This window comes from Pantoea sp. B65, from assembly GCF_047308185.1.
GTDB lineage: Bacteria > Pseudomonadota > Gammaproteobacteria > Enterobacterales > Enterobacteriaceae > Erwinia.
In genome coordinates, this window is the sequence record NZ_JAHXPU010000037.1 from 121650 (window position 1) to 139951 (window position 18302).

Annotated in this window: 15 protein-coding genes and 1 pseudogene; 12 read left to right on the forward strand and 4 right to left on the reverse strand. The window is 54.5% G+C overall.

The window, feature by feature from the left end; genetic code table 11:
* Positions 1 to 184 precede the first annotated feature (184 nt).
* The 9 genes from JWF83_RS17085 to JWF83_RS17125 all read left to right on the forward strand — a co-directional run bounded on the left by JWF83_RS17085 (position 185) and on the right by JWF83_RS17125 (position 10739).
* The gene (locus JWF83_RS17085; protein WP_413651609.1) at positions 185 to 898 is read left to right on the forward strand and encodes a FadR/GntR family transcriptional regulator; all 714 of its coding nucleotides are present in this window, start codon (positions 185 to 187) and stop codon (positions 896 to 898) included.
* Entirely contained in the window at positions 885 to 2063 is a 1179-nt protein-coding gene (locus tag JWF83_RS17090) for a PLP-dependent transferase (protein WP_413651610.1), read from the forward strand. Before JWF83_RS17085 ends, JWF83_RS17090 begins: the two co-directional genes overlap by 14 nt.
* A gap of 62 nt (positions 2064 to 2125) precedes the next feature.
* Positions 2126 to 3409, forward strand: coding sequence for an ABC transporter substrate-binding protein (locus JWF83_RS17095; protein ID WP_413651611.1), 1284 nt, complete (start codon positions 2126 to 2128; stop codon positions 3407 to 3409).
* A gap of 66 nt (positions 3410 to 3475) precedes the next feature.
* Positions 3476 to 4399, forward strand: a complete 924-nt coding sequence (locus JWF83_RS17100) for a carbohydrate ABC transporter permease (RefSeq protein WP_413651612.1) — start codon at positions 3476 to 3478, stop codon at positions 4397 to 4399.
* A gap of 10 nt (positions 4400 to 4409) precedes the next feature.
* A complete protein-coding gene (locus tag JWF83_RS17105) occupies positions 4410 to 5252 on the forward strand; it encodes a carbohydrate ABC transporter permease (RefSeq protein ID WP_413651613.1) in 843 nt (280 codons plus the stop codon).
* A 4-nt stretch (positions 5253 to 5256) separates the two neighbouring features.
* Positions 5257 to 6351, forward strand: coding sequence for an ABC transporter ATP-binding protein (locus JWF83_RS17110; RefSeq protein ID WP_413651614.1), 1095 nt, complete (start codon positions 5257 to 5259; stop codon positions 6349 to 6351).
* A gap of 70 nt (positions 6352 to 6421) precedes the next feature.
* Positions 6422 to 7090 (forward strand): glutathione S-transferase family protein, encoded by a 669-nt coding sequence (locus tag JWF83_RS17115; RefSeq protein WP_413651615.1) that lies wholly within the window; start codon positions 6422 to 6424, stop codon positions 7088 to 7090.
* A 433-nt stretch (positions 7091 to 7523) separates the two neighbouring features.
* The gene (locus JWF83_RS17120) at positions 7524 to 8873 is read left to right on the forward strand and encodes an NCS2 family permease (RefSeq protein WP_413651616.1); all 1350 of its coding nucleotides are present in this window, start codon (positions 7524 to 7526) and stop codon (positions 8871 to 8873) included.
* Between the two features lie 216 nt (positions 8874 to 9089).
* Positions 9090 to 10739: a Na+/H+ antiporter gene (locus JWF83_RS17125; protein WP_413651617.1), complete on the forward strand. Its 1650-nt coding sequence runs from the start codon at positions 9090 to 9092 to the stop codon at positions 10737 to 10739.
* Between the two features lie 170 nt (positions 10740 to 10909).
* Here the strand turns inward: JWF83_RS17125 and JWF83_RS17130 are convergent, their stop codons facing one another.
* Positions 10910 to 11812, reverse strand: a complete 903-nt coding sequence (locus JWF83_RS17130; protein ID WP_413651618.1) for a LysR family transcriptional regulator — start codon at positions 11810 to 11812, stop codon at positions 10910 to 10912.
* Between the two features lie 101 nt (positions 11813 to 11913).
* On the opposite strand from JWF83_RS17130, the gene JWF83_RS17135 reads away from it, so the two are divergent.
* The 3 genes from JWF83_RS17135 to JWF83_RS17145 all read left to right on the forward strand — a co-directional run bounded on the left by JWF83_RS17135 (position 11914) and on the right by JWF83_RS17145 (position 13725).
* Positions 11914 to 12339 (forward strand): CidA/LrgA family protein, encoded by a 426-nt coding sequence (locus JWF83_RS17135; RefSeq protein ID WP_413651619.1) that lies wholly within the window; start codon positions 11914 to 11916, stop codon positions 12337 to 12339.
* Positions 12332 to 13030, forward strand: a complete 699-nt coding sequence (locus tag JWF83_RS17140) for an LrgB family protein (protein WP_413651620.1) — start codon at positions 12332 to 12334, stop codon at positions 13028 to 13030. The genes JWF83_RS17135 and JWF83_RS17140 overlap by 8 nt, the downstream gene beginning before the upstream one ends.
* 152 nt (positions 13031 to 13182) lie before the next feature.
* Positions 13183 to 13725 carry a YfaZ family outer membrane protein gene (locus JWF83_RS17145; RefSeq protein ID WP_413651621.1) on the forward strand — a complete coding sequence of 181 codons (543 nt, stop codon included), beginning with the start codon at positions 13183 to 13185 and terminating at the stop codon, positions 13723 to 13725.
* Positions 13726 to 13781: 56 nt separating this feature from the next.
* Here the strand turns inward: JWF83_RS17145 and JWF83_RS17150 are convergent, their stop codons facing one another.
* The 3 genes and pseudogenes from JWF83_RS17150 to acs form a co-directional block, all read right to left on the reverse strand.
* Positions 13782 to 15443: a cation acetate symporter gene (locus JWF83_RS17150; RefSeq protein WP_413651622.1), complete on the reverse strand. Its 1662-nt coding sequence runs from the start codon at positions 15441 to 15443 to the stop codon at positions 13782 to 13784.
* Positions 15440 to 15751: a DUF485 domain-containing protein gene (locus JWF83_RS17155; protein WP_413651623.1), complete on the reverse strand. Its 312-nt coding sequence runs from the start codon at positions 15749 to 15751 to the stop codon at positions 15440 to 15442. Before JWF83_RS17155 ends, JWF83_RS17150 begins: the two co-directional genes overlap by 4 nt.
* 141 nt (positions 15752 to 15892) lie before the next feature.
* Positions 15893 to 17831, reverse strand: a pseudogene (gene acs / locus JWF83_RS17160) (acetate--CoA ligase).
* Positions 17832 to 18302: the final 471 nt, after the last annotated feature.

Here is an 18302-nt window from a genome sequence, read left to right on the forward strand (position 1 = left end):
CTCAGGCTGTACGGATTTTGCACCACCCTATTCTCTTACTGCGCCAGTCGTGGCATCGGGAAGTTATTATATCCCCTAATAAATCAATCGCTTAAATATTCTCCTGCAAACTGGCAGATAAGTTGCAAACGGGTCAATAGGTTGAGTTGTTGGACCAATTCTAACCAGTCCATTGAGGTGCGCCATGCACAGCGAACTGAATTTATTGCAACCGATCGCCGCACAGCAAAGCGACACGCTGGTCCTTGATGCATTGACGCGCTACGTAGCGCAATCCGGCACCCGCGTCGGAGAACGGTTACCCCCGGAACGGGTGCTGGCTGAAGGACTGGCGGTGAGCCGCAATACGGTGCGTGAGGCGCTGAAACGCTGGGAAGCGCTGGGGATTATTGTGCGCAGGAAGGGGAGTGGTACTTATCTGCAATCGGAAGTGACCGCCAATGATAGCTTTCTGTCACTGCGCTTTAAAAATGATTCAGCGACCATGCTGCATGCGCTGGAAGTGCGGCGCATCATTGAATGTGAGGTATCTGCGCTGGCCGCGGTACGCGCGACGGAAAGTGATTTACAGTTTATTGCACAAAAACTCGACGAGATGGAAAAAGTCCATCTGCGCGTCGGCTCTGCCGGTGCCGAAGACTGGCAGTTCCACGCCGCGATTTACCGCGCCGCCCATAATCCACTGCTACTGCAGATGGTCGGCGGCATCTACGACTTACTACACGCCTTTTTCGAATCGCCGCCCGAACAGGCGTTATTCAGCGACTCTTTCCCGCTACACCGCATGCTATTTGAAGCTATCGCCGCGGGTGAAGCGGAAACCGCACGACAGCTGAGCAACGACATTCTGAACATAACTGAACGTGATATGAAGGAAGTGATCAATGCAGCCAGATGATAACAACCCGCAGGATGAATTCAGTGAAAGCACCCGTTTAGTCCACGACAGCCGGCACCATCGCGGGGCGATTTCACCGCCGATTTATCAGTCATCTTTATTCAGTTTTACCGATTATGACAGCATGATCGCCCGTTTTCGCGGTGAAAGCGACCATGCTTTATACTCCCGCGTCGACAACCCGACGGTGGTGGAATTGCAGGAAAAAGTCGCACAGCTGGAAGGCGGCGAAGCCTGCCTGGCCTTCGGCAGCGGCATGGCGGCAATCAGCAACGCGATTCTTAGCGTGGCTGGTCCGGGCGATAAAGTGGTGTGCGTCAATCACGTCTATCCGGATACCTATCGTTTTCTGCGCGGATTTTGCCAGCGTTTTAATATCGAATCGCAGTTTGTCGATGGCGGATCGCCTGCCGCGCTGGAACAGGCGCTACAGGGGGCAAAACTGCTGTATCTGGAAAGCCCGAACAGCTGGGTCATGGGTGAACAAAATCTGCAACAGATCGCGCTGCTGGCCAGAAAACAGGGGGTGGTAACGATGATCGACAACAGCTGGGCTTCGCCGATATTCCAGAAACCGCTGGCGGCCGGCATCGATCTGGTTATTCACTCTGCCTCCAAATATATCAGCGGACACAGCGATGTGGTGGCCGGCCTGGTGATCAGCAGCCGGGAACGCATCAGCGCCATCAGCCGTTATATCAGCCCATTTTTGGGCGGAAAATTATCGGCCAATGAAGCCTGGCTGCTGCTACGCGGCCTGCGTACGTTGCCGCTGCGTATGCGCCAGCATCACGAAAGCGCCCTTGAACTGGCGCGTCGTCTGCAGAGCGATGCGCGGATTAGCCGGGTTAATCATCCCGGTTTAGACCCGCTGCCGACGTCAATACTTAGCGGTTACAGCGGCCTGTTCTCCTTCGAACTTAGCGAAGGTATTGATATTCCCGGCTTCTGCAATGCCCTGCAACTGTTCCGTATGGGCGTCAGCTGGGGCGGCTTTGAAAGTCTGGTGATGCCTGCCATCTCGGTCCTCAACCAGGCGGGGGAATTTAATTCGGCTATTGATTTTGGCGTATCGCCACGGTTGATCCGTATTTCTGTCGGTCTTGAAGATACCGACGACCTGTGGCGTGACCTGCAACACGCCATCGAGCACGCCAGTTCCTGAAGACGCATTTAACAACGACTATTCCGGTAATCCGACCCTTAGCTCCGTGGAGAATCAAGATTATGCGACACCCGAAACGTCATATCCTGTGCAGCGCGCTGGCGCTTAGCATCAGCCTGTTTTCCAGCGTCAGCTTTGCCGCCACCAAACTGACGCTGGTGGAAGTGATCACCAGCCCGGCGCGCACCGAGATGCTACAGAAAATGTTAACCGCCTGGAAAGCGCAACATCCTGATATCGAAGTCGAAGTGGTGTCGCTGCCGTGGGGACAGGCGTTTGAAAAACTTGGCACCATGATCCAGAGTGGGCAATATCCGGATGTGGTGGAAATGCCGGATACCTGGCAGGGGCTGTATGCCAGCAACGGCATGCTGGCCGATCTTGAACCCCGGCTAAAGAGCTGGAGCGGCACCGCCGACCTGACCGATAAAACGCTGGCTATGGTGCGCTCCTCCGGCGGCAACGCGACGATGGTCCCCTATGGTTTTTATCTGCGGGCGATGTTCTGGAATAAGAAATTATTCCAGCAGGCCGGGCTGACTGAAGCGCCGAAAACCATGGATGATTTTATGGCGGATGCGAAGAAAATCAGCGCGCTGGGTAACGGCATCAGTGGTTATTGCCTGCGCGGCGGCGTCGGCGGCACCAATGCGTGGATGATGTTTATGGCGGCGATGAATGGCTCGCCGGAGTTCTTCGACCCGCAGGGCAATAGCCTGCTTAGTCAGCCGGGGGCGATGAAAGGCGCGCAGTTCCTGGTGGATATGTACCAGAAAGGCTATGCGCCGAAAGATAGCGTCAACTGGGGTTTTAACGAGATCGTCTCCGGGTTTTATTCCGGTAAATGCGCGATGCTGGATCAGGATCCGGATGCTTTAATCGCCATAAAAAACAGCATGGACGCCAATGATTTCTCCGTCGCGCCGATGCCGCTCGGACCAAATGGCAAAGCCTATCCGACCATCGGTTATACCGGCTGGTCGATCTTTAAGCAGAGTACACATCAGGATCAAAGCTGGGATCTGATCGCCTTCCTCAGTAATAAAGCGAACAATATCACCTGGTCGAAATTTGTCGGTACGCTACCGATATATAAAGGCGCTGAACAGGATGCCTATTACCACCAGCCGCAGTTTGCCGGATGGTTCACCGAACTGAACAGCCCGGACTTCATCCCGCTAACCATGCCGACCCACCTGAAGGGCTGGGGTTATTTCAACTCAGTGATCGCCAAAGAGAGCTCACAGGAAACCTTGCTTGGTCAGAATGACAGCGCAAGCATGGTGAAAGAGTGGGCGACATACCTGACCAAAGAGCAGAAAGCCTGGCTGGCGACGCAGAAGTAACGCCGCGCCGCCACTTCTCCGGCTTAACCGGCCGGAGAGATCTCTTATCCAGAATGGAGACGCGTCATGATGTTGGAAGTTTCATCACCAGACACCGCTGCCGCGCCGCGCTTTCCCCGGTTGCGGACACTGCTGGAACCCTGGGTTTACCTCAGCCCGACGCTGGTGCTGATCGCCCTGTTTATCTTTGTGCCGATGGCGATCGGCATCTCTTATGCTTTCCAGAATATTCAGTTGCTCAACCCGTTTGCGTCGGGCTGGGTTGGGCTGGACAATTTTCGCACCATGTTCGCCGACCGCCATTTCTATGCCGCACTGCGCCATACCGTTAACTGGACGCTGACTTCACTGCTACTGCAGTTTGCCCTCGGGCTGGGGCTGGCGTTGTTGCTGAACCGCGAATTTCCCGGGCGTCGTTGGGTGCAGGCGCTGGTTTTTCTGCCATGGGCAGTCCCGGCATTTCTCTCCGGGCTGACCTGGGCGTGGTTACTGAATCCGGTGATTGGCATTCTGCCTTACTGGCTGACTGACCTGCATATTATTGCTGAGCCGTACAACATCTTATCGGATCCGCAGCTGGCGCTGTACGGCCCGGTGCTGGCGAATGTCTGGTTTGGTATCCCGTTTTTTGCCATTACCTTACTGGCGGCATTGCAGTCGATTCCCAAAGATTTGTATGAAGCGGCAGCGATGGACGGCGCCAGCGGCTGGCAGCAATTTTGCAAAGTGACCCTGCCATTTCTGGCGCCGATGATTGCTATTACGGTCATGCTGCGCACCATCTGGATCGCTAATTTTGCCGATCTGATTGTGGTGATGACCGACGGCGGACCGGCAAATTCGACCTCGATTCTGTCGAGTTTTATCTTCACTACCGCCTACCGCAAACTGGATTTTGGCTATGCCTCGGCGATGGCGGTATTTCTGCTGGTGCTGATGACCCTGTACGCGCTGGTGTTACTGCGCATCCGCCATCAACTGCTGAAATAAGGAGCACCCTGTGAATAGCTGGCTTTTAAGCGCCTGGCTGCGCAAAGCCGGACACCGGTTGGCGATCCTCTGCTATCTGGTGTTCGCCTTATTCCCGATTTACTGGTTGATCAAAATCTCGTTTACACCGGATAAACTGCTGTATAGCGAAGGGGTGCGGATGTGGCCGGGTGAACTGACGCTGAGCCATTTCCAGCGGGTATTTATCGACAGCCAGTTTCCGATCTGGTTCGGCAACAGTCTGTGGGTGTCGTTTGGCACGGCGTCTCTTTCCACACTGATCGCTGCGGGCGCCGGTTTTGCCTTTTCCCGTTTCCGCTTTCGCGGCAAAACGGCGATTGCCGCCCTGCTGTTGTTCACCCAAATGTTCCCGCTGGTGATGATCCTCGCACCGATTTACAAAGTGATGGCGCCGCTCGGACTGACCAATAGTTTGTCCGGGCTAATCCTGATTTACACCGCGTTTAACGTCCCGTTCGCTACTTTCCTGATGCAGTCGTTTTTCGACAGCATCCCGAAAGACCTGGAAGAGTCGGCGATGCTGGAAGGCTGCAGCCGGTTTATGGCGTTGCGCAAAGTGATCATCCCGCTGACGTTGCCAGGGATGGCCGCCACTCTGGGGTTTGTGTTTACCGCCGCCTGGAGTGAGCTGCTGTTCTCTCTGATGTTAATCAATAAAAACCAAGTGATGACCTTTCCGGTCGGGTTGCTCAGCTTCGTATCTAAATTTGCGGTTTCGTGGGGCGATATGATGGCGGCGGCAGTGCTGGCGCTGATCCCGGCCTGTCTGTTTTTCGCCTTCATTCAGCGTTACCTGGTGCAGGGGCTGACTGCCGGTGCGGTAAAAGGATAATTTTATGGCTCAGATAACCATTTCCCATCTGCAAAAACGCTATGACAACGTAGAGGTGTTGCGACATATCAATCTGACGATTGCCGACGGCGAGTTTGTGGTGCTGGTCGGGCCGTCCGGCTGCGGTAAATCGACCCTGCTGCGCACCATCGCCGGGCTGGAGCTGGCGACGGCCGGCGATATCCATATTGGCTCGCGGCTGATGAATCAGGTGGCGCCGAAAGATCGTGATATTTCGATGGTGTTCCAGAGCTATGCGCTCTACCCGCATATGACCGTCGCGCGCAATATGGGCTTCAGTCTCGAAGTACAGAAGCGCCCGAAAGCGGAAATCGAAGCCGCGGTAAACAAAGCCGCGGAGATCCTTGGTCTGACAGCGTTACTGCATCGCCGTCCGAAAGAGCTGTCCGGCGGCCAGCGTCAGCGCGTGGCAATGGGCCGGGCGATTGTCCGCGAGCCGCAGGTATTCCTGTTCGATGAACCGCTGTCAAATCTTGATGCGCAATTGCGTGGTCAGATGCGGATTGAAATTAAAAGCCTGCATCAGAAAATGCGCAACACCATTGTGTATGTTACGCACGATCAGGTCGAAGCGATGACGCTGGCTGACCGCATCGTCGTACTCAATCACGGCGTGATCCAGCAGGTTGGTACGCCGCTGGAGTTGTACGACACGCCAGCCAACAAATTTGTCGCCGGCTTTATTGGTTCACCGGCAATGAACTTTATCAGCGGCACCCTGGAAGAGAGCGAGCATGGCCCGCTGCTGCGCATTGGCGCTGATTTGTCGCTGGCGATTGACCCGACCATTAGCGGCCTGCAAAGCGGTGCGCAGGTGATCTACGGCGTGCGTCCGGAAGCCATTGTTCTCAGTACGCCAGACACCCCGGGGGCGATACCGCTGGATATTACGCTGATTGAGCCGACAGGGCTGAGCGAGTTAATTCACGGTACCTATGGCGCAGAGCGCCTGAGTGTCTATAGCATGGTGAGATCGGGGGCCGCGCCGGGGGATCGGATATGGATCAGCATTGATACCACGCGTGTACAGCTGTTTGCAGCGGATAGCCAGCAACGGCTGACAAAAGCCGGGGAATAGCGGGGCGCGATGCTCTGGCGCGGTACTAAGCGCTATACTAACAAACCCTCTTGGCACAAAAGGTTATCTTATGATTACGGTTCACCATCTGAATAATTCCCGCTCCCAGCGCGTGCTCTGGCTGCTGGAAGAGCTGGAAGTCCCTTATCAGATTAAGCGCTACCAACGCGAAAACACCATGCTGGCGCCGGAAGCTTTAAAAAAAGTGCATCCGCTGGGTAAATCCCCGGTGATCACCGATGAAAATCGCGTGATTGCCGAATCCGGGGCGATTATTGAATACCTCGCCGGCAAATATGACCCGCAATCGCGCCTGAAACTTAGCGATGCGGATGAAGAGCTTCAGGCGCGTTACTGGCTACACTATGCTGAAGGCTCACTGATGCCACTGCTGGTAATGAAATTGATCTTCAGTCGTATGGGCAAGGCGCCGGTGCCCTGGCTGCTGCGACCGGTCGGCGCAGCCTTTGGCAAAGGGGTGCAGAAAGGTTATCTCGATAAGCAAATTGCCACCCATCAGCAGTTTATTGAACAGCATCTGGCCATCCGCCCATGGTTTGCTGGTGAGCATTTCAGTATTGCCGATATTCAGATGAGTTTCCCGGTACAGGGGCTGGCTGCGCGTAGCCATCTCGACCTGATGCCGCATACCCGGGCATGGCTGGAAAAGATTCAGACCCGTCCAGCCTGGCATCGCGCGATTGCGCAGGGCGGTGAGCTAACACTTGCCGGGGGATGATGTGATGGCGTTGCGCGACAAATATTGTAGCGCCCCCGGTTGATGCGATTGCCATAAGAAAAGCCAGGTCCGCTGCAGGGGGCCGGATGCATAAAGTTAGATCGGCTAAAAGCTATTGCCATGTTAGCGCAAAGATATCGCTAAAAAGCCAAACCGGGGGGCAAACAGCAGTTGAAAATCCGTCGATAAAGGCAGGATAATCGTTTGCCTTTTTAATTGGCATCTTTTATATGCAGAAGTAAACGTTTGCTTTTCCATTTTAGTGTCAGACAGGCTTTTTTGTGCCGGGAAGCGTTTTTCCCGCAGTGTTTATCTCTGGCTAGTGTCGTCGCGCCAGGCGCAGCGGCAACGGGCAGAGGATACAGCAAACACGGCATGTCTTAATGCATGCCGCGCATCAATAAATCATAAGAAATCTCAGGGGATATTCTCTATGTCGACTCCTTCACGTCAGGCTGGTGGTTCTATGGACGCCTGGTTCAAAATCTCTGCGCGCGGTAGTAGCGTGCGTCAGGAGATTATTGCTGGTCTCACTACCTTCCTTGCGATGGTCTATTCGGTGATTGTGGTTCCGGGCATGTTGGGTAAGGCGGGCTTCCCGCCAACGGCGGTATTTGTCTCAACCTGCCTGGTCGCGGGTTTTGGTTCAATTATTATGGGCCTGTGGGCAAATCTGCCAATGGCGATTGGCTGCGCCATTTCGCTGACGGCTTTTACCGCCTTCAGCCTGGTGCTGGGTCAGCACATTAGCGTACCGGTGGCACTGGGCGCGGTGTTCCTGATGGGGGTATTGTTTACCGTTATCTCGGCAACCGGTATCCGCGCATGGATCCTGCGTAATTTGCCAATGGGTGTGGCACACGGCACCGGCGTTGGTATTGGTCTGTTCCTGCTGTTAATTGCCGCGGATGGTGTTGGCCTAGTGGTAAAAAACCCGGCTCCGGGTCTGCCGGTAGCGCTGGGTAACTTCGCTTCTTTCCCGGTACTATTGTCGCTGATTGGTCTGGCGGTGATCTTTGGCCTGGAAAAACTGCGCGTACCGGGCGGCATTCTGCTAACCATTATCGCTATTTCGATTATTGGGCTGATTTTTGACCCGGCGGTCAAATTCCAGGGGCTGTTTGCCATGCCAAGCCTGAGCGATGCTAATGGCAATTCGCTGGTGTTTAGCCTGGATATTCTCGGCGCGTTAAAACCAGCGGTATTGCCAAGCGTACTGGCTCTGGTAATGACGGCGGTATTTGATGCCACCGGTACCATCCGTGCGGTGGCTGGTCAGGCTAACCTGCTCGACAAAGATAACCAGATTATCAATGGCGGCAAAGCGCTGACCACGGACTCCCTCAGCAGCATTTTTGCTGGTCTGGTCGGGACCTCTCCGGCGGCGGTTTATATTGAATCTGCTGCCGGTACTGCGGCGGGTGGTAAAACCGGCCTGACGGCGCTGGTAGTCGGCGTGTTGTTTATGGTGATTCTATTTATGTCGCCGCTGGCTTACCTGGTACCCGCCTATGCGACGGCGCCGGCGCTGATGTATGTCGGCCTGCTGATGCTGAGCAACGTGTCGAAAATCGATTTCAGCGACTTTGTTGATGCGATGTCTGGCCTGCTGGCGGCAGTATTTATCGTGCTGACCTGTAATATCGTCACCGGTATTATGCTCGGCTTCGGTTCACTGGTGATTGGCCGTATTTTTGCTGGTGAATGGCGCAAGCTGAATGTAGGTACCGTGGTGATTGCTATCGCCCTGGTGGCCTTCTATGCCGGTGGCTGGGCGATTTAACCCCACCACTCTGGGGGAAAGGATTCCCCCTTATCCGCTACTTTTTCCCTCGATCCCGCCGCAAATCTGCGCTTTTACGCCCGATTCCTCTCTAATTTCCCTAACCGCACGTCATGTTTTTTAACCAACCGGCTTTTTGTTTTACAATCCGTTGCGGCATGTTGTTCCCGTGCCGCATTGGTCACGCCTGTTGGAAGAAGAGGCTACAAGGAAAGCATGGAAATCTTTTTTACAATCCTGATTATGACGCTGGTGGTATCGCTCTCCGGCGTTGCCGCACGTATTATCCCGTTCCAAATTCCGCTGCCGCTGGTGCAAATCGCCGCCGGTGCGATGCTCGCCTGGCCGACTTTCGGCCTGCACGTTGACTTTGATCCTGAACTGTTTCTGGTGTTGTTTATTCCGCCATTGCTGTTTGCTGACGGCTGGAAAACGCCAACCAGTGAATTTATCCATCATGGCCGCGAAATCATTGGCCTGGCATTAGTGCTGGTGCTGATCACCGTGGTCGGCATTGGTTATCTGATTTACTGGATGGTGCCGGGGATCCCGTTGATTCCGGCATTTGCGCTGGCGGCGGTATTATCGCCAACCGATGCGGTCGCGCTGTCCGGCATTGTCGGCGAGGGGCGGATACCGAAGAAAATAATGTCGATTCTGCAGGGCGAGGCGCTGATGAATGATGCGTCCGGTCTGGTATCGCTAAAGTTTGCCGTTGCGGTGGCCATGGGCACCATGGTGTTTACCGTTGGCGGGGCCAGTATTGAATTCGTCAAAGTGGCGATTGGCGGTCTGCTGGCTGGTATTGCCGTCTGCTGGCTGTTTGGTAAATCGTTGCGGCTGTTTAGCCGTCTGACCGGTGACGATCCGGCGACCCAGACCGTGTTGCTGTTACTGCTGCCGTTTGCTTCTTATCTGATAGCGGAACATCTTGGCGTGTCGGGCATTCTGGCGGCGGTGGCTGCCGGTATGACCATTACCCGCTCCGGGATTATGCGTCAGGCGCCGCTGGCGATGCGTTTGCGTGCCAACAGTGTCTGGCAGATGCTGGAGTTTGTGTTTAACGGTATGGTGTTTCTGCTGCTGGGTCTGCAGTTGCCAGGTATTCTGGAAACTTCGGTGGCGCAGGCCAATGCCGATCCGAATGTCCAGCTGTGGATGCTGTTTACCGATGTGGTGCTGATTTACGCCGCACTGATGGTGGTGCGCTTTGGCTGGCTATGGATGATGCAGCGCTTTAGCCGCCGCTTCCTGAAGAAGCGGCCAATGGAGTTTGGCAACTATTCGACGCGTGAATTATTAATCGCCTCCTTTGCCGGGGTGCGTGGCGCCATTACGCTCGCCGGTGTGCTGTCGATTCCGCTGTTGCTGAGTTCTGGCGAAGAGTTTCCGGCACGTTATGAACTGATTTTTCTCGCGACCGGGGTGATCCTGTTCTCACTGTTTGTCGGGGTGATTTTACTGCCGGTCCTGCTGCGTGGGGTGGAAGGGATTGATAAGTCGGTGCATCGCCATGAGATGCAGAATGCACGCGCCGCGATGGCCGCCGCGGCCATTGAGAGTCTACACCGCATGGAACAGCGACTGGCGGTGGATACCGAAGAGAATATCGATACGGAATTGCTGAAAGAGGTGAGCGCCCGGGTGGTCGGCAATATGCGTCGGCGTATTGATGGTAAAGAGGATATGGAGCGGGCGTTGTTTGCCGAAAACCTTGAGCGCCGCTTCCGCTTAACCGCGCTGCGCGCTGAGCGTGCGGAAGCCTACCATCTGCGCGCCACGCAGAAGATCAGTAACGAGACGATGATGAAACTGCTGCACGATCTCGATCTGCTGGAAGCTTTGCTGGTAGAGAAAGAAGAGTAATAGCGGCGGGGGGTAGCGACAGTTTCCCGGATATTCTCCTGTAGGGGCGGCATTAAGGTACAACCGCACCGCTGATTTGCACCGGCCGTGAGACGGCATTAATGTGACGGGAGCCATAAATGACTCCCGTACAGCGTTTCAGCTATCCCGCTACCCGTGATGGGCACGCGCTATACCGATAAGGTCGGCGCTTCACCGGGCCAGAACTCGCGGCAGCAGCTAATCCATGCCTGGGCACTGCGCGATAAGTAGCTGCCTTCGCGCCAGATTAACCCCAGCTTCCATTCCAGCTCTGACTCCAGCGGCAGCCACAGCAGTGAAGTTTTATCCAGCCGCTGACAAATCGGCTCCGGCAAAATTGCCACCCCCATCCCTGCCTGCACCATGGCCGCCAGAAAATCCCACTGACCACTGCGAACCGCAATATGTGGGGTAAATCCGCTGCGCTGAAAGGCGCCCATTAGCTGGCGATAAAGCGAAAACTCTTCGTTGTAGATCAGTATCGGATGTTCGGCCAGTTCCGCCAGCGGTACGCTACTGCGGTTAAGCCACTGCTGACTGCGCGGCACCAGCACACAGAGCGGATGGTTCATCAGTGGCAGTGTATTCAGTGAGACCTCCTCCGCCAGCGGTAATGCGGTCAGGGCTAAATCAAGACTGCCGGATAATACCGCCTGCTGCACCGTCAGGCCGCCAAACTCAGAGATTTTTAACTCAATGCCGGGGTAGCGCTGACGGAAAGCCGAAATTGAACCGGCGATCTGCATGCCCACCATCGGCGGAATACCCAGCCGCAGTTCGCCGGTTTTCAGTTCATTGATATCAGCGATCTGCGCCTCCAGCTGCTTAAATTCCTGCAGAATAGCCAGGCCGCGCTGGTACACCGCCTGACCACTGTCGGTCAGGTGTAACTTGCGTCCTTCACGAATCAGCAGGGTGCAATCCAGTTCCTCCTCCAGCTGGCGCAGCATTTTGCTGATAGTCGGTTGCGTGACATACAGTTTTTCCGCCGCGCGGGTGAAGCTTTGCTGGCGAACCACTTCCACGAAATAGCGCAGCGCTCTGACGTCCATAAGTATTCCTTTAAGGCATGGTAGTAATGATTTTAATTCATTTCATTCACTCTTTGTCAGCGATTTATACTGACAGCCTGAATTCACAAGAGGAAAAGATCATGGCGTTGGCATCGCACCTGCACGGTGCGGAAAGACTGCAACGTTTACAGGTACCGCTGCAGGTAGCGCTCTATGCCGGGATGTTCATCGCATCAGAGCAACTGGTTGACTGGCTCCATCTGCCGCTGCCGGCCAATATTGTCGGCATGTTATTGCTGCTGGCGCTGATTATGCTGCGTGTACTGCCGCTGGATTGGGTTCGCGCCGGTTCAAAATGGCTGCTGGCGGAAATGCTGCTGTTCTTTGTCCCGGCGGTGGTAGCGGTAGTGAATTACTCACAATTATTGCGTGTGGAAGGCTGGCGGATTTTTCTGGTGATCGCGGTCAGTACCATTATGGTACTGGGCTCCACCGCCCTGATAGTTGACCGGATGTATCGGTTTGAGATTTGGCTGGCACAACGTAAGCAGGCACGTCATGAATGATTTTGCCCTCAGTATTATTTGTCTGTTCGCCACCCTGGCGATCTACTTTCTCAATAAACGTCTGTATCGCCGCTGGCATAAACTGCTGATGATGCCGCTGGTGATGACACCGATGGTGCTGGTAGCGCTGTTGCTGGTGACACATATCTCCTGGCAGGACTATATCAGCGACAATCGCTGGCTGTTGTGGTTGCTGGGGCCGGCCACCCTGGCCTTTGCCGTACCGGTATATGAAAATCTGGCGATTATCCGCCGCCACTGGCTCTCCCTGAGCGCCGGGGTGATTACCGCTACTGGCGTGGCGGTCTGTAGCTCGGTGTGGCTGGCGCGCTTGCTGACGCTGCCTGAAGAGATTCAGCGTAGCCTGGCGGTGCGGTCGATTACCACGCCTTTTGCCCTCGCGGCGGCGAAGCAGCTTGGTGGTCAACCCGATCTGGTGGCGTTGTTTGTGGTGATCACCGGCGTGTTTGGTATGGCAGTGGGCGACCTGCTGTTTATCCGTCTGGCGGTAAAACAGGGGATGGCGAAAGGCGCCGGGCTTGGTGCCGCATCACATGGCGCCGGCACCGCGAAGGCTTACGAAATGGGCCAGCAGGAGGGGGTGGTTTCCAGCCTGGTGATGATGTTGTCGGGGGTGGTTACGGTGATTATTGCCCCGGCGATTGGTCATCTGATGTGGGCAACCCTTTAACTGCCGGGCCCCGGGCCGGAGTTTAGCGAAAATATCCCCGCGGAGCGATGATACGATCGCGCTGATCTTTGAGTAATCTGATTGTTAAATGGTTTTTTATTCGTTTACCATCCATCTTCTATAACTAAGCCAGTTCAACATGGAGTTTGGCAATGAATAAAATTCTTTTAAGCAGCGGCGTGGCAATCTGGCTGTTAGCAGGATCAGCGCAGGCAATTGAAGGTGGTTTTGAGGCAGGTAAAAACTACACCACTATCAATGTTGGTATGGGAACCACCACGCCGGGTTTAAGTCTGTCCGGTAACTGGATGCGCAGCGATCATGATGGCAGCCTGTCCGGCGTCGGCGTCGGCTATAACTTTCAGGTCGGTTCGGTGTTTTTATCCCCCGGCGTGAAGGCAATGTATATCAGCCCGGAAGATTCTAAAGACGGTTATGCTGTTGCGTTAGGTGCCAGCGCGCAGATGCCGTTAGCCAATATGCTGGGAGTGTATGGTGAATACTATTATGCCCCTGACGCGTTATCCAGCCGCATCGACAACTACCAGGAAGCGTCAGCGGGTCTGAGCTTTACCCCGATTTCGATGGTCAATCTGCGGGTGGGTTACCGGTATCTGGCACTGGATGGCAAGGATGGGCGTAAAGACAACCTGCTGGCCGATGGTCCGTATATTGGTGGTTCACTGCGTTTCTGATTTCTGCAGCGGCAGCCGATAAAAATGCCGGGCAATGCCCGGCATTGTTTTAGCGATTAATGGGATTTACTACTCTGTTCAATACCAATACCGGTTTGTGAACGGATAAACTGGGCGCGGAACAGCTTACGCTCAGCCGCACCTTCTGCCGAACTATCGGTAATCGAGAACAGCCAGATACCGATAAACGCCGTCAGCATGGAGAACAGGGCCGGATACTCGTACGGGAAAATCGCCTGCGCGTGACCCAGTACTTTCACCCACACCGTCGGGCCAAGGATCATCAGCACCACCGCGGTCACCAGCCCCAGCCAGCCACCAATCATCGCCCCACGCGTGGTCAGTTTTGACCAGTACATCGACAGTAAAATAATCGGGAAGTTACAGCTGGCAGCGATAGAGAACGCCAGCCCCACCATAAAGGCGATATTTTGTTTCTCAAACATAATGCCCAGCAGAATCGCCACAATCCCCAGCAGTACCACGGTGATCTTCGACACTTTCAGCTCTTCACGCTCGGTGGCGTGACCTTTACGGAACACACTGGCATACAGGTCGTGAGAAACCGCCGAGGCGCCAGCCAGCGTCAGACCGGCCACCACCGCCAGAATAGTGGCGAAAGCGACGGCAGAGATAAAACCAAGGAACAGACTCCCGCCAACCGCATCGGCCAGATGCACAGCCGCCATATTATTGCCGCCAATCAGCGCACCGCTGGCATCTTTAAACGCCGGGTTAGAGCTGACTAACAGAATCGCACCAAAACCAATAATAAACGTCAGGAAGTAGAAATAACCCATAAAGCCGGTAGCGTAGAGTACGCTTTTACGTGCTTCACGCGCATCGTTGACGGTAAAGAAACGCATCAGAATATGTGGCAAGCCGGCAGTGCCGAACATCAGCGCGAGGCCCAGCGACAGAGCCGAAACCGGATCATTTACCAGCCCGCCGGGGCGCATAATCGCCTGGCCTTTCGGATGCACCGCCATCGCTTCGGTAAACAGGGTATTAAAGCTGAAGCCGACGGTTTTCATTACCATAATGGCCATAAAGCTGGCGCCGAATAGCAACAGCACCGCTTTAATGATTTGCACCCAGGTGGTGGCCAGCATGCCGCCAAACAGCACATACATCACCATCAGTATGCCGACCAGCACTACTGCGATATGGTAATCAAGGCCAAACAGCAGCTGAATCAGTTTACCGGCGCCAACCATCTGTGCAATCAGATAGAGCGCCACCACCACCAGCGAGCCACAGGCGGAGAGGGAGCGAATCGGTTTCTGTTTCAGTCGATAAGACGCCACATCAGCAAAGGTATAGCGCCCGAGATTACGCAGCCTTTCAGCGATCAGGAACAGGATAATCGGCCAGCCCACCAGGAAGCCCAGTGAGTAGATCAGACCATCGTAGCCGGAGGTGTAGACCAGTGCCGAAATGCCGAGAAATGAGGCGGCTGACATATAGTCGCCGGCAATCGCCAGGCCATTCTGAAAGCCGGTAATATTGCCACCGGCAGTATAGTAATCACTGCGGGTACGCGTACGTTTCGATGCCCAGTAAGTAATGCCCAGCGTTGCCGCCACAAATACCAGGAACATAATGATCGCTTCATAATTGGTGGGCTGCTTCTCTACCGCCCCCGTAATGGCATCGGCCGCCAGCGCCGACAGAGGCAGCAGGATTAATGCTGCCAGGGCCGCATAACGTGCTTTCATCCTTTTACCTCGCTGATAATCTGTTTAGTCAAACGGTCAAATTCACCGTTAGCGCGCCAGACGTAAGTGGCAGTAAGTACAAATGAAATCACAATCAGCCCGACGCCAATGGGAATGCCGCGGGTAACATTGGTTCCTGCATGTAGTGGGGTGCCGAGCCAGCCAGGGGCAAAGGCAATAAGTAAAATAAAACCGACGTAAAGCACCAGCATGATGGCGGAAAGGAACAGGGCAAAAGCCTGGCGTTTGCGCACCAGCTCTTTAAAATGAGCACTGTTTTCGATCCGTTGGCAGATGACATCATTCATCACAGCATCTCCAGAGGTTTTATGCGGGAGGCTATCTTGCTGGTCACCAACTGACCGCGCGACAGGCCTCTTGCGTAGGGCGTTTATTATTGTTTTAAAAACCGGGTCGGACTCCCTCCCCACACGGGAAGGGGGGCAGGCTTACGGCATTTTAATGCTCTGTTTTTCTTCAACTAACTTCTCAACGACGCCAGGATCGGCGAGGGTTGAGGTATCACCAAAGTTACTGGTATCGCCGGCGGCGATTTTGCGCAGAATACGACGCATAATCTTGCCGGAGCGGGTTTTCGGCAGTGAATCGGTCCAGTGCAGGACATCCGGTGTGGCAATCGGGCCAATCTCTTTACGTACCCAGTTGCGCACTTCGTTGTACAGCTCTGGCGTCGGATCCTCACCGTGGTTCAGGGTGATATAGGCATAGATCGCCTGGCCTTTAATACTGTGTGGAATGCCAACCACCGCTGCTTCAGCAATTTTCGGGTGGGATACCAGCGCCGATTCGATTTCAGCGGTACCCAGACGATGGCCGGAGACATTCAGTACGTCATCGACGCGGCCGGTGATCCAGTAATAGCCATCTTCATCACGACGCGCGCCGTCGCCGCTAAAGTACATATTTTTAAAAGTTGAGAAGTAGGTCTGCTCAAAGCGATCGTGATCGCCATATAGCGTGCGCGCCTGGCCCGGCCATGAGTCGACGATCACCAGATTGCCTTCACAGGCGCCTTCCTGCGGGTTGCCTTCGTTATCCACCAGCGCTGGCTGGACGCCAAAGAACGGTTTGGTGGCGGAGCCGGCTTTTAGCTCGGTGGCGCCCGGTAGCGGCGTAATCATAAAACCGCCGGTTTCCGTCTGCCACCAGGTATCGACTATCGGACAACGACTGTCGCCGATTTTCTGGTAATACCATTCCCAGGCTTCCGGGTTAATCGGCTCACCGACGGAACCCATAATGCGCAGTGATGAACGGTTAGTCCCCTCAATCGCCCGGTCGCCTTCAGCCATCAGCGCGCGGATAGCGGTCGGCGCGGTATACAGCAGGGTGACTTTATGTTTATCCACCACTTCCGCCATACGGCTGGGTTTCGGCCAGTTTGGCACCCCTTCGAACATCAGCGTGGTGGCGCCACAGGCCAGCGGCCCATACAGCAGATAACTGTGCCCGGTGACCCAGCCGACATCGGCGGTACACCAGTAGATATCGTCCGGATGGTAATCAAAGACATATTTAAAGGTGATGGCGGCATACACCAGATAGCCGCCGGTGCTATGCATCACCCCTTTCGGCTTGCCGGTCGAACCGGAGGTGTACAGGATAAACAGCGGATCTTCCGCATTGACCTCTTCCGGCTGATGATGGGCGCTGGCGCTATTGACCAGTTCATGCCACCAGAGATCGCGACCGTTAGTCCACGCAATATCTTTACCGGTGCGGCGAAATACCACCACGTTGGTGATCGATTTAACGTTAGGATTTTTCAGCGCCTCATCAACGTTCTTTTTCAGCGGAATGGCGCGACCTGCACGAATGCCTTCATCGGCGGTTACCACCAGCCTGGCGNCCGGCGACCGCTTCCGGTGAAAAACCGCCGAAAATTACCGAATGCACCGCGCCAATACGGGCGCAGGCCAGCATCGCCACCGCCGCTTCCGGCACCATCGGCATATAGATTGCCACCACATCGCCTTTATTAATCCCCAGCTCTTTCAGTGAATTGGCGAAACGACAGACTTCACGATGCAGTTCGCGGAAGGTGATGGTCTTGCTTTCGCTGGCATCGTCACCCTCCCAGATAATGGCAGGATGGTCGCCACGTTCATTCAGATGACGATCCAGACAGTTGGCGGCGAGGTTAAGCGTGCCATCTTCAAACCAACGAATGTTAATATTGCCGGGCGCAAAGGAGGTATTCTTCACGCGGGTGTAAGGTTTAATCCAGTCAAGTATTTTGCCTTGTTCTCCCCAAAAAGCCTCGGGATCTTGTACCGACTGCTGATACATCGACTGGTACTGCTCTGCATTGATCAGGGTATTTTCCGCAATGTTAGCGGGAACGGGGTGCTTATGTATTTGGCTCATGGCTGGTCTCCTTTTATTTGTTAATATGATGTCAACCAAAAGTTAATTAAAGATGGGGATCGCGCTTTGTTTCTTTTTTGGGCGGCAGATCACGAGAATTATAGATGTAGTAATTTCCAGGATTATTACATGCTTGCTACGCATGAAGGCGAAGGATCCTGTTTGCTACAGTGTAGGAAATGTATGGTTGTACTGCCTGAAAAAACAGCAAACAGTACAGGGTGTTATTTAAACGAAACTGCATATCTATGCTAAATGGTGTTTAAATATTACTTTTTATAACAGCAAGTTATGCCTTCAATAACTTTTCATAATCTCATCCGCTCGCGCCGATCCGCTGGCAACCCCCCGCGCAAAGGGTTGCTTTTATGCCCGCGAAAATGGTACTGATTACGTACCTGTTATGCAGGCGTCAACCATCAATAACCCTCGATTTTAACGGATTACGGTCCGCCTCCCTTGAGTGTAAAC

What these genes read in the sequence shown, in the direction of transcription:
- JWF83_RS17085 (WP_413651609.1), top strand. Translation starts at nt 185, where the DNA reads ATGCACAGCGAACTGAATTTATTGCAACCGATCGCCGCACAGCAAAGC.
- JWF83_RS17090 (WP_413651610.1), top strand. Translation starts at nt 885, where the DNA reads ATGCAGCCAGATGATAACAACCCGCAGGATGAATTCAGTGAAAGCACC.
- JWF83_RS17095 (WP_413651611.1), top strand. Translation starts at nt 2,126, where the DNA reads ATGCGACACCCGAAACGTCATATCCTGTGCAGCGCGCTGGCGCTTAGC.
- JWF83_RS17100 (WP_413651612.1), top strand. Translation starts at nt 3,476, where the DNA reads ATGATGTTGGAAGTTTCATCACCAGACACCGCTGCCGCGCCGCGCTTT.
- JWF83_RS17110 (WP_413651614.1), top strand. Translation starts at nt 5,257, where the DNA reads ATGGCTCAGATAACCATTTCCCATCTGCAAAAACGCTATGACAACGTA.
- JWF83_RS17115 (WP_413651615.1), top strand. Translation starts at nt 6,422, where the DNA reads ATGATTACGGTTCACCATCTGAATAATTCCCGCTCCCAGCGCGTGCTC.
- JWF83_RS17120 (WP_413651616.1), top strand. Translation starts at nt 7,524, where the DNA reads ATGTCGACTCCTTCACGTCAGGCTGGTGGTTCTATGGACGCCTGGTTC.
- JWF83_RS17125 (WP_413651617.1), top strand. Translation starts at nt 9,090, where the DNA reads ATGGAAATCTTTTTTACAATCCTGATTATGACGCTGGTGGTATCGCTC.
- JWF83_RS17130 (WP_413651618.1), bottom strand. Translation starts at nt 11,812, where the DNA reads ATGGACGTCAGAGCGCTGCGCTATTTCGTGGAAGTGGTTCGCCAGCAA.
- JWF83_RS17135 (WP_413651619.1), top strand. Translation starts at nt 11,914, where the DNA reads ATGGCGTTGGCATCGCACCTGCACGGTGCGGAAAGACTGCAACGTTTA.
- JWF83_RS17140 (WP_413651620.1), top strand. Translation starts at nt 12,332, where the DNA reads ATGAATGATTTTGCCCTCAGTATTATTTGTCTGTTCGCCACCCTGGCG.
- JWF83_RS17145 (WP_413651621.1), top strand. Translation starts at nt 13,183, where the DNA reads ATGAATAAAATTCTTTTAAGCAGCGGCGTGGCAATCTGGCTGTTAGCA.
- JWF83_RS17150 (WP_413651622.1), bottom strand. Translation starts at nt 15,443, where the DNA reads ATGAAAGCACGTTATGCGGCCCTGGCAGCATTAATCCTGCTGCCTCTG.
- JWF83_RS17155 (WP_413651623.1), bottom strand. Translation starts at nt 15,751, where the DNA reads ATGAATGATGTCATCTGCCAACGGATCGAAAACAGTGCTCATTTTAAA.